The 11,671-nt window shown below is 69.0% G+C and carries 9 protein-coding genes; all 9 read left to right on the top strand.

The window, feature by feature from the left end:
• The first annotated feature begins 97 nt into the window (after nucleotides 1–97).
• Nucleotides 98–3,055, top strand: coding sequence for a M14 family zinc carboxypeptidase (locus tag ACWEFL_RS16115; RefSeq protein WP_451712361.1), 2,958 nt, complete (start codon nucleotides 98–100; stop codon nucleotides 3,053–3,055).
• A 317-nt stretch (nucleotides 3,056–3,372) separates the two neighbouring features.
• Nucleotides 3,373–4,380, top strand: coding sequence for a type I glyceraldehyde-3-phosphate dehydrogenase (gene gap / locus ACWEFL_RS16110; protein WP_451712358.1), 1,008 nt, complete (start codon nucleotides 3,373–3,375; stop codon nucleotides 4,378–4,380).
• Between the two features lie 175 nt (nucleotides 4,381–4,555).
• Complete coding sequence (locus ACWEFL_RS16105; protein ID WP_451712355.1) at nucleotides 4,556–5,767, top strand: phosphoglycerate kinase; 1,212 nt, start codon at nucleotides 4,556–4,558, stop codon at nucleotides 5,765–5,767.
• A 7-nt stretch (nucleotides 5,768–5,774) separates the two neighbouring features.
• Complete coding sequence (gene tpiA, locus ACWEFL_RS16100) at nucleotides 5,775–6,551, top strand: triose-phosphate isomerase (RefSeq protein WP_451712353.1); 777 nt, start codon at nucleotides 5,775–5,777, stop codon at nucleotides 6,549–6,551.
• A 123-nt stretch (nucleotides 6,552–6,674) separates the two neighbouring features.
• The gene (gene secG, locus ACWEFL_RS16095) at nucleotides 6,675–6,905 is read left to right on the top strand and encodes a preprotein translocase subunit SecG (RefSeq protein ID WP_018848634.1); all 231 of its coding nucleotides are present in this window, start codon (nucleotides 6,675–6,677) and stop codon (nucleotides 6,903–6,905) included.
• Between the two features lie 135 nt (nucleotides 6,906–7,040).
• A complete protein-coding gene (locus ACWEFL_RS16090) occupies nucleotides 7,041–7,376 on the top strand; it encodes an RNA polymerase-binding protein RbpA (RefSeq protein WP_003957010.1) in 336 nt (111 codons plus the stop codon).
• A gap of 224 nt (nucleotides 7,377–7,600) precedes the next feature.
• A complete protein-coding gene (gene pgi, locus ACWEFL_RS16085) occupies nucleotides 7,601–9,268 on the top strand; it encodes a glucose-6-phosphate isomerase (protein WP_451712350.1) in 1,668 nt (555 codons plus the stop codon).
• 4 nt (nucleotides 9,269–9,272) lie between these two features.
• A complete protein-coding gene (locus ACWEFL_RS16080; RefSeq protein WP_451712347.1) occupies nucleotides 9,273–9,779 on the top strand; it encodes a PH domain-containing protein in 507 nt (168 codons plus the stop codon).
• Nucleotides 9,776–11,650 (top strand): PH domain-containing protein, encoded by a 1,875-nt coding sequence (locus tag ACWEFL_RS16075; protein WP_451712345.1) that lies wholly within the window; start codon nucleotides 9,776–9,778, stop codon nucleotides 11,648–11,650. The genes ACWEFL_RS16080 and ACWEFL_RS16075 overlap by 4 nt, the downstream gene beginning before the upstream one ends.
• Nucleotides 11,651–11,671: the final 21 nt, after the last annotated feature.

The raw sequence follows: 11,671 nt of genomic DNA, 5'->3' as shown, positions 1-11,671 counted from the left end.
ATATACCCATGACCGGTGTCTTGACATGGCCATGGGGCGTGCACAGTCTGACTTCCGTTCACTTTCCTGGCAACACCCATTCCAGCAAGGGGGGCTTATGAGACGTAGAGCGAGATCGATCCTCGCCGCGGCTTCACTGCTGACCGCCACACTGGCGGCGGCACCGTTCGCCCAGGCCGACTCGGGAGAGGACGGCCGTGGGAACGGCGACGGACTCTCCGTATGGCACGCGAAAGTCACCAAGGAACAGGTACCGCTGCTGCTCGCCGCAGGGGCCGACGGTCATGAACTCAGCGAGCGGGTACCCGACAAGGGCACCGCCACCGTCGAGGTGTACCTCACCGATCAGCAGGCCGGTGAACTGCGTCAGCAGGGCGTCGGCGTCACCGAGCACACCCTCTCCGCCTCGGCGCAGAAGCGCGTGGCGGCCGCGGGCGACGGCGTCTACCGCCCGTACGGCGGCGAAGGCGGCCTCAAGAGCGAGATTCTCGCCACCGCCCAGGCCAATCCGGCCATCACCAAGGCCATCAGCATCGGCAAGACGGTCCAGGGCCAGGACATCCTCGCCCTCAAGGTCAGCAAGGACGCCAAGAAGTACCGCGACGGCTCCAAGCCCGCGACGCTCTACATGTCCAACCAGCACGCGCGCGAGTGGATCACCCCGGAGATGACCCGGCGGCTGATGCACCATTACCTCACGAACTACGGCAAGGATCCCCGTATCACCAAGATCATCGATACGACCGAACTGTGGTTCGTCATCTCCGCCAACCCCGACGGCTACGACTACACCTTCACCGGCACGGCCGAGCGGCAGTGGCGCAAGAACATGCGCGACAACAACCGCGACGGGAAGATAACCCCCGGCGACGGCGTGGACCTCAACCGCAACTTCTCGTACAAGTGGGGTTATGACAACGAGGGCTCGTCCCCCGACCCCTTCGACGAGACCTACCGCGGCGCCGGCCCCGGCTCCGAGCCCGAGACCAAGGCCATCGACGCCTTCCAGAAGCGCATCGGCTTCGAATACGGCATCAACTACCACTCCGCCGCGGAACTGATCCTGTACGGCGTCGGCTGGCAGGTCGCCACCTCCACACCCGACGACGTCATGTACAAGGCGCTCGCGGGCACGCCCCAGAACCCCGCGATCCCCGGCTACCGCCCGCAGGTCTCCTCCGAGCTGTACATCACCAACGGCGAGGCCGACGGTCACGCGGCCAACGTCAACGGCATGATGATGTACACCCCCGAGATGTCGACCTGCGCCACCGCCTCCCGGGTCGACCCCAACGACCCCTGGAACGCGGCCGACTGCGCCTCCGTCTTCACCTTCCCCGACGACGAGAAGCTGATCCAGCAGGAGTTCGCCAAGAACATCCCGTTCGCGCTCTCCATCGCCGAGACCTCCGCCACCCCCGACACGCCGGCCTCCTCGCTCGGCCTGAAGGCGGCGGACTTCACCCCCGACCCGTTCACCGTCTCCTACGCCCGCGGCGGTGACCAGGAGGTCTCCGTCATCGCGCTCAAGTCCCTGCGCGACAAGGAGTTGAAGTACCGCATCAACGGCGGCCGGGTCCAGGACGAGGACCTCGAACGCTGGAAGGGCGGCCAGACCTTCGGCGGCGAGGACAACATCCGCTTCGACGAGTACCGCGCCGAGGTGGAGGACGCCGACGTCGGCGACAAGGTCGAGGTGTGGTTCACCGGCCGTACCAAGGACGGGAAGACCACCTCCAGCGAACCCTTCACCTACACGGTCGCCGAACGGCCGCGCGCCGACACGCTGGTGATCGCCGAAGAGGGCGGTACGGCTCCGGCCCAGCACACCGCCGCGTACACCAAGGCCCTCGCCGACAACAAGAAGCGCGGCGCCGTCTGGGACGTGGCCACCCAGGGCCGCCCGCACCCGCTGGGCGTGCTCAGCCACTTCGACACGGCCGTCTGGTACACGGGCGCCGCCGCGCCGTCCTGGTCCACCACCCAGGCCGTGCGGGCGTACGTCAACGAGGGCGGAAAGCTCATCACCGCGGGTGAACGCGCGGGTGGAAGCGCCAACCTCGGCCGTGCGGTGAGCGACGACTTCGCCCAGTACTACCTGGGCGCGTCCGGCCGCGCCTCGCTCGGCGGCGTCAACGCCTTCTCCGGTTCGGGACGTCTCGCCGGCGCCTCGGCGGGCCTCGCCGACGCTCCGGGCAACCCGCTGAACGCGGCGGGGGCGTACACGATCACGTCGGACACGCTGCCGCCTGCGGAGTTCCCGCAGTTCCGCAGCGCGGCGGCGGGCGACTATCCGGGCGTCAAGATGCCGTTCTCGCCGTACGAGGGCCAGTGGTACGCGGTGGGAGCCCACCGCAACTCGTCCTGGATGCGGCTCGCCCGCACCCTCGACCTGACCGGGGTCACCGCGGCCGACAGCCCGAAGCTGAACTTCCAGCTCAGCTTCAACACCGAACCGGGCTACGACAACGCGGTCGTCGAGGTCCACACGGTCGGCCAGGACGACTGGACGACGCTCCCGGACGTCAACGGCGGTACCCGCACCACCGTGCCGACCGAGTGCGAGGCCGGGTTCTACGTCAACCAGCACCCGCATCTCAAGCGCTACCTCACCCTCGGGAACGACGGCTGCACCGCGACCGGCACCACCGGAACCTGGAACTCCTTCACCGGGGCCTCCGACGGCTGGCGGGCCACGTCGTTCGATCTGAGCGCCTACGCGGGCAAGCAGATCGAGGTCGCCGTCTCGTACATCACCGACCCCAGCGACGGCGGACGCGGCGTCTTCGTCGACGACACCAAGCTGGTGACCAGTGGGGGCGAGCAGGGGGCCGAGGGCTTCGAGACCTCTCTCGGGCCCTGGGCGGTGGCTCCGGCACCCGAGGGCAGCCCGGCCCCGCGCGGGAACTGGCTGCGCAGCCAGGACCTGTTCCCGTCCGCCTCCGCGGTCACCACGAAGGACACCGTGCTCCTCGGCTTCGGCCTGGAGCACGTGCCCGGCGCGGCCGACCGCAAGCAGCTCATCGGAAAGGCGCTGAGCGCTCTGCGGCGCTGACGCGCACCGGCCGCACGAGCGGCGGACGGTGATCGGCGGGCACGAATCGAACAGCCGGGAACAAGCGGCCGGAAACGGGCGTCCCGGCGGCGATCAGCCCGACGCGAGAAGGCCGACGGCGGCAGCCGGAGGCCGGATTCCCGGCCAATGGCGGCGGCTCGTACCCCCTACCGGGGGGTATGGGTCGCCGCCGCCGTGTACGCGCCCGCCGATGTCACTTCGGACCCTCTCGAGCGGTAGGGTCGTAAGCGGTCGGGGACATCCCATACAACTCGCCGGCAGTCAGTAAACCGGCGTACCAACGAGGAGATCGGTTCGTGACGATCCGCGTAGGCATCAACGGCTTTGGACGCATCGGGCGCAACTACTTCCGCGCGCTGCTGGAGCAGGGTGCGGACATCGAGATCGTGGCTGTCAACGACCTGGGTGACACCGCGACCACGGCCCACCTGCTGAAGTACGACACCATCCTCGGCCGTCTCAAGGCCGAGGTGTCCCACACCACCGACACCATCACGGTCGACGACCACACGATCAAGGTCCTCTCCGAGCGCGACCCCGCGGACATCCCGTGGGGCGAGCTGGGCGTGGACATCGTCATCGAGTCGACCGGCATCTTCACCAAGAAGGCCGACGCCGAGAAGCACATCGCGGGCGGCGCGAAGAAGGTCCTCATCTCGGCTCCGGCCAAGGACGAGGACATCACCATCGTGATGGGCGTCAACCAGGAGAAGTACGACGCGGCCAACCACCACATCATCTCCAACGCCTCCTGCACCACCAACTGCGTGGCACCGATGGCGAAGGTCCTCGACGAGAACTTCGGCATCGTCCGCGGTCTGATGACCACGGTCCACGCCTACACCAACGACCAGCGCATCCTGGACTTCCCGCACTCGGACCTGCGACGCGCCCGCGCCGCCGCCCAGAACATCATTCCGACCACCACCGGCGCCGCGAAGGCCACCGCCCTGGTGCTCCCGAAGCTGAAGGGCAAGCTGGACGGCATCGCCATGCGCGTCCCGGTCCCGACCGGCTCCGCCACCGACCTGGTCGTGGAGGTGGGGCGCGAGGTCACCAAGGACGAGGTCAACGCCGCGTTCAAGAAGGCCGCGGACGGCGAGCTCAAGGGCATCCTCTACTACACCGAGGACCCGATCGTCTCCTCGGACATCGTGGGCGACCCGGCCTCCTGCACCTTCGACTCCTCCCTGACCATGGTCCAGGAGGGCACGTCGATCAAGATCCTCGGCTGGTACGACAATGAGTGGGGCTACTCCAACCGTCTCGTGGACCTCACGGTCTTCGTCGGCGGACAGCTCTGACAGCTCGAAACAGATCGACGCGGATCCGTTCAACATTGATCAGCTTCGTTCAATGCCGATCGGTCCCCAGGTGATCACTGACGAGAGCAGCACGATGTGAGCGAAGGGCTCGGGCGGCGCAATGTGGCGCGGCCCGAGCCCTGTCGCACGTTCAGCCTTCCGAGGAGTCCTGTTCATGAAGACGATCGACCAGCTTCTGGCCGACGGGGTCACGGGCAAGCGGGTATTCGTCCGCGCCGACCTCAATGTGCCGCTCGACGGCGCCACCATCACCGACGACGGCCGTATCCGGGCCGTCCAGCCGACCGTCGCCAAGCTCGCCGAGGCGGGCGCGCGCGTCGTCGTCGCCTCCCATCTCGGCCGCCCCAAGGGCGCACCTGACCCGGCGTTCTCACTCGCTCCCGCCGCGGCCCGGCTCGGTGAACTGCTCGGCAGGGACGTCGCCTTCGCGACCGACACCGTCGGCGAGTCGGCCGAGGCCACCGTCGCGGGACTCGCCGACGGCGAGGTCGCGGTGATCGAGAACCTCCGCTTCAACCCCGGCGAGACCAGCAAGGACGACGCCGAGCGCGCCGCCTTCGCCGATCAGCTCGCCGCCCTGGCCGATGTGTACGTCGGCGACGGATTCGGAGCCGTGCACCGCAAGCACGCCTCCGTCTACGACCTCCCCGCCCGCCTTCCGCACGTCGCCGGATACCTCATCGCCACCGAGGTCGGCGTCCTGAGGAAGCTCACCGAGGACGTCAAGCGCCCGTACGCGGTCGTTCTCGGCGGAGCGAAGGTCTCCGACAAGCTCGGAGTGATCGACCATCTGCTGGAGAAGGCCGACCGCATCCTGATCGGCGGCGGCATGGCGTACACCTTCCTCAGGGCCCAGGGCCACGAGGTCGGCCGCTCGCTGCTCCAGGAGGACCAGATCCCGGCGGTCCAGGAGTATCTGAGGCGGGCCGAGGACAAGGGCGTGGAGTTCGTGCTCCCCGTCGACGTCCTGGTCGCGCACGGGTTCCCGGACCTCAAGACCAAGGCCCCGGCCAACCCCACGACCGTCGCCGCGGACGCCATCCCGGCCGACCAGGAGGGGCTGGACATCGGCCCCGAGACCCACAAGCTGTACGCGTCGAAGCTCGCCGACGCGGCCACCGTCTTCTGGAACGGCCCGATGGGCGTCTTCGAACATCCCGACTACGCCGAGGGCACCAGGGCCGTCGCCCAGGCTCTCGTCGACTCCCCGGCCTTCTCGGTCGTCGGCGGCGGGGACTCCGCCGCCGCGGTACGGATTCTGGGCTTCGACGAGAATGCATTCGGCCATATTTCGACCGGTGGCGGTGCCAGCCTCGAATATCTCGAAGGCAAGACACTTCCCGGCCTCGCCGCACTGGAGGACTGACAAACCCATGAGTACGCGTATCCCGCTGATGGCGGGCAACTGGAAGATGAACCTCAACCACCTTGAGGCCATCGCCCACGTCCAGAAGCTCGCCTTCGCCCTGGCGGACAAGGACTACGACGCCGTCGAGATCGCCGTCCTGGCGCCCTTCACCGATCTGCGGTCCGTGCAGACCCTGGTCGACGGCGACAAGCTCAAGATCAAATACGGTGCCCAGGACATCTCGGCGCATGACTCCGGGGCGTACACCGGGGAGATCTCGGGCTCCATGCTGGCCAAGCTGAAGTGCGCCTTCGTCGCGGTCGGTCACTCCGAGCGACGGCAGTACCACGCCGAGACCGACGAGATCTGCAACGCCAAGGTCAAGGCCGCCTTCAAGCACGGCATCACCCCGATCCTCTGCGTCGGAGAGGGCCTGGACGTCCGCAAGGCCGGCCGGCAGGTCGAGCACACCCTCGGCCAGCTCGACGGCGGCCTGAAGGACCTCCCTGCCGAGCAGGCCGAGACGATCGTGATCGCGTACGAGCCGGTCTGGGCCATCGGCACCGGTGAGGTCGCGACCCCCGAGGACGCGCAGGAGGTCTGCGGGGCGATCCGCGGACGGCTCGCCGAGCTGTACTCCCCGGAGCTGGCCGAGAAGGTACGCATCCAGTACGGCGGCTCGGTCAAGGCCGGAAACGTGGCCGCGATCATGGCGCAGCCCGATGTGGACGGAGCCCTGGTGGGCGGTGCGGCACTCGACGCCGAGGAGTTCGTCAGGATCGTCCGGTTCCGGGACCAGTGAGTATGCGGTAGCGCGGATCCGTCGTACCCTTGCGGGGACCTGCGGCTGCTGTATAGGAGCCCGGGTCCCCGCAGTCCGTAGACATTCCAGAGAATTGCCAGGAAGTAGGGTCCAGCCGTGGTTATGGGGTTCTCGATCGCCCTGATCGTCTTCAGCCTGCTGCTGATGCTGCTCGTGCTGATGCACAAGGGAAAGGGCGGCGGCCTCTCCGATATGTTCGGCGGCGGCATGCAGTCGTCCGTCGGCGGTTCCTCGGTCGCCGAGCGCAATCTCGACCGCATCACCGTGGTGGTCGGTCTGCTGTGGTTCGCGTGCATTGTGGTACTCGGTCTGCTGATGAAGCTGGACAGCTGACACACAGGTATTCCCGTCCCGCGGTGGGGTGTAACTCCAATCACTGGACGAGCGTTGGGCCTTACGTAGACTGGGGCACCGCGGCGCAGCCGCTGTGAGACGCTGTACAGCACCATCACGCAGGGAGTTACGACCGTGGCAAGTGGCAACGCGATCCGGGGAAGCCGGGTCGGAGCGGGGCCGATGGGCGAGGCCGAGCGTGGCGAGTCCGCGCCACGCCTGCGCATCTCCTTCTGGTGCTCGAACGGGCATGAGACGCAGCCGAGCTTCGCCAGCGACGCACAGGTCCCCGACACCTGGGACTGCCCGCGCTGCGGGTTCCCGGCCGGTCAGGACCGGGACAACCCCCCGGACCCGCCGCGCACGGAGCCGTACAAGACGCATCTCGCCTATGTGCGGGAGCGGCGCAGCGATGCGGACGGCGAAGCGATTCTCGCCGAGGCGCTCGCCAAACTGCGGGGCGAGATCTAGGACTTGTGATCCGGCCGGACACCCTGAGGGTGTCCGGCCGGAGCTCTGTCCGGCCTCTTTCGCCTGAATGTCAGTGCCGTCCTCGCCGTCCTCTACGGTTCTTCATCAGGTGAGCACGGAGCGTGTTCGACGTCTCCGTGATCGCCGCGCGGCCCTGCCTGATCAACTAGGTTGGGGGCGGTGGGGCAGCAGGCAGGCACGAGAAGAAGTGAGCTGATGTCCGAGTGAAGGCAGAAGGCCGTACCAGGCTCAATCAGACGCCCGAGTGGACCGCCCTCGGAGAGCATCGCGAGCAGTGGGGACACAAGCATCTGCGGGAGCTGTTCGCGGCCGACGCGGACCGCGGCAGCGCCTACACCCTGCGCGTAGGCGATCTCCATCTCGACTACTCCAAACATCTCGTGACCGACGAGACCCTGGGGCTGCTGCGCGAGCTGGCGGCGGCGACGGACGTGGCCGGGCTGCGGGAGGCGATGTTCCGCGGCGAGAGGATCAACACCACCGAGGACCGCGCCGTCCTGCACACCGCCCTGCGCGCCCCCCGCGACGCCGTGATCGAGGTCGACGGCGAGAACGTGGTGCCGGGTGTGCACGCGGTACTCGACCGGATGGCCGACTTCTCCCGGAGGATCCGCTCCGGTGAGTGGACGGGACACACCGGCAAGCCCATCCGGAACATCGTCAACATCGGCATCGGCGGCTCCGACCTCGGTCCCGCCATGGCGTACGAGGTGCTGCGCCCCTACACCGCACGCGAACTGACGTTCCGTTTCGTGTCGAACGTCGACGGAGCCGATCTGCACGAGGCGCTGAGGGACCTGGACCCGGCCGAGACGCTCTTCATCGTCGCCTCCAAGACCTTCACCACCGTCGAGACCGTCACCAACGCCACCTCCGCGCGCGACTGGCTGCTCACCGGCCTGAAAGCCGGTCAGGAGGCCGTCGCCCAGCACTTCGTGGCCCTGTCCACCAATGCCGGGAAGGTCGCCGAGTTCGGAATCGACACGGCGAACATGTTCGAGTTCTGGGACTGGGTCGGCGGACGGTACTCGTACGACTCCGCCATCGGGCTCTCCCTCATGGTCGCGATCGGCCCGGTCCGGTTCCGCGAGATGCTCGACGGATTCCACCTGGTCGACGAGCACTTCCGTACGGCCCCACCGGAGGCCAACGCACCGCTGCTCCTCGGGCTGCTGGGCGTCTGGTACGGCGGATTCTTCGACGCCCAGTCGCACGCGGTGCTGCCGTACTCCCACTATCTGGGCAGGTTCACCGCCTATCTCCAGCAGCTCGACATGGAGTCCAACGGCAAGTCCGTGGACCGTGAGGGCCGTCGGGTGGACTGGCAGACCGGTCCCGTGGTCTGGGGCACGCCGGGCACCAACGGGCAGCACGCGTATTACCAGTTGATCCACCAGGGCACCAAGCTCATCCCGGCCGACTTCATCGGCTTCGCCAGGCCGGTCGAGGATCTGCTGCCCCGACTGGTCGCCCAGCACGATCTGCTGATGGCCAACTTCTTCGCCCAGACCCAGGCGCTCGCCTTCGGCAGGACGCCCGACGAGGTGCGGGCCGAGGGCGTGCCGGAGGAACTGGTGCCGCACAAGACCTTCGAGGGCAACCACCCGACGACCACGATCCTCGCCGACGAACTCACCCCGTCCGTGCTCGGACAGCTGGTGGCGCTCTATGAGCACAAGGTGTTCGTCCAGGGCGCGATCTGGAACATCGACTCCTTCGACCAGTGGGGCGTCGAGCTGGGCAAGGTACTCGCGAAGAAGATCGAGCCCGTGCTGACGGGGGACACCGGGACAGCGGGCGGCGACGGTGAGCGGCTCGACAGCTCGACCGCCGCGCTCACCGCGAAATACCGTGATTTGCGGGGGCGTTGAGGCGATGACCACCACGGGGGATGGCGCGGTGCGACTGAGGCCGCCGAGGAACAGGGTCGCCGACCGGGCCGTGGGCTGGTGGCGGATCCAGTGGCTGATCGGCACGGTGGTCGGCGGGGGAGTGCCGGGTGTGCTGGGTCTTCTCATCACACCGGCGCGGAGCTGGCTGCTGCTGTCGGCGGCCGTGCTCGCGACGCTGTTGCTGCTGTGCACCGCCTTCTTCCCCGGCTGGTGGTTCCGGGTGCACCGCTGGGAGGTCACGGACGAGGCGGTCTACGTCCGCACCGGATCCATCTGGCAGGAGTGGCGTATCGCGCCGATGTCCCGGATTCAGACCGTGGACACGATGAGAGGTCCGCTGGAGCGCTCCTTCCGGCTCGCGACGGTCACCGTCACCACGGCGTCCTCCCGTGGCGCGATCAAGATCGCCGGGCTCGATCACGAGCTGGCGGCGGAGCTGGCGGAGCGGCTGACCCTCATCACCCAGGCGACGCCCGGGGACGCGACATGAGCGCCGCCCCGCCAGGTCCGTCCGGAGCCGGTGACCGCGAACCCCCGGCGGTCGGCCACACCGGCGGCGAGCCCGCACCGGACTCCCCCGGGCCCGCCGCGCGGGCGGCGGGCGACGAGGGCCGCCACGGCGGCGTAAGGCCGGTGCACGGCCCTTACGGCGGCGCACAGCCGGTACCGGGTCCCCTCGGGGCCGAGCCCGCCGTATCCACCGGATCCGCGGCACCGGGCGGCCCCCCGAGCGGTCCGGCGGACGGCCCCTCGGGTCCTGCGCCGAGCGGTCCGGCGGGCACCGTGCCGGGCGGCCCGCCGAGCGCTTCGCCGGACGAGGAGTGGCGGCGGCTCGACAAGCGGGCGCTTCTGGTCACCGCCGTGGTCATGATGGGCGTCGCGGGGGGCGTCTGCCTCCCGGTCCTGCTCGGTTTGTCCAGCGGAGCCTGGTTCGGCAACGGGCCCCGGCGCGGCATCGGCCTCGTGTTCCTGCTGACCGGCGCGGTTCTGCTCGTACTGGCCGGGGTGGCGGCCGAGTACGTCAACTGGCGCAAGACCCGCTACCGCATCGGCCCCGAGCGGGTCGAACTCCACACCGGGCTGCTGCTGGTCAAACGGCGTTCGCTGGGCCGCGAGCGGATCCGCAGCGTGGATCTGACCGCCAACCCGCTGCTGCGGATCCTCGGTCTCGTGAAGGTGCGTATCGGCACCGGTGAGCACACCGGAAGCGGCGAGTCCACCTTGGAGCTGAATCCGGTCTCCGGGGCGGAGGGCGAACGGCTCCGCGGCGAGTTGCTGGACCGTCCCGCCGCCGCCCGCCCCGACGCCCACCGGGAAGGCGCGCTCGCCACGGTCGACCTCGCCTGGATCCGGTACGCTCCGGCGTCCTTCGTCGCTCTTCTGCTCGGCGGTGCGGCGGCGGGTTCCGTCATGCAGGTCAGCGACTTCTTCGGAGCGCAGAGCGAGGTCGTCGACTGGATAGGGGACCGTTTCCAGGACACGTCGGTCGCCCTCATGGCCGTGGCGCTCGTCCTGGCGGCCCTTGCGGCGGGGACCGTCGGCTCGCTCGGCCTCTGGCTCGAGATGTGGTGGAACTACCGGCTGGAGCGCGAGTCCGGCGGCACCCTGCGGGTGCGGCGCGGACTGCTCACGGCCCGTTCCATATCGATGGAGGAGCGACGGCTGCGCGGGGTGGAACTGGTCGAACCGCTCGGGGCCCGACTGCTGGGCGCGGCCAGGGTGGACGCGATCGCCACGGGCATAGCCAAGGACGACAAGGACAAGCACGCCGACCTCCATGTTCTGCTGCCGGTCGTGCCCCGCGCGTTCGCGGACGACGTCGCCGGGCAGGTTCTCCGCGAGCCGCGCACCCCCACGGAGGCGCCCCTGACCCCGCACCCCAGGGCCGCCCGCACCCGGCGGCTGCGCTGGGCCGTACTGACCGTGCTCGTCCCGCTGGCCATTCTGACCGCGCTGGGGCTCTGGCTCACGCCCGTGCTGCTGTACATCGCGGCCGGGTGCGCGGTGGTGGCGCTGCCGGCCGCCGTGATCCTCGCGCTCGACGCGTACCGCAGCCTCGGCCACGGCATCAGCGGCGCGTATCTGCTCGCCCGCTCCGGCACGCTGCGCCGTGGGACCGTGGCGCTCCAGCGGAACGGGGTCGTCGGCTGGACGGTGTCACAGTCCGTCTTCCAGCGCCGGGCCGGAGTGCTGACGCTGACCGCGACGACGGCCGCCGGATCAGGGGGGTACTCGGTGTACGACGCGGGGGAGAGCGAGGGCCTCGCCTTCGCCGCCGAGGCGGTGCCGGGGCTGCTGGAGCCGTTCCTGCTGCGCGACGACGGGACGGGGGACGGCAGCGGAGCGACGATCCCCCAGTGACGGGATCCGGTGTGACGGGAT

This window comes from Streptomyces sp. NPDC004838 (assembly GCF_053600955.1).
The sequence above is the reverse complement of the archived record's forward strand: the minus strand, read 5'-3'. Positions and strand labels throughout refer to the sequence as shown.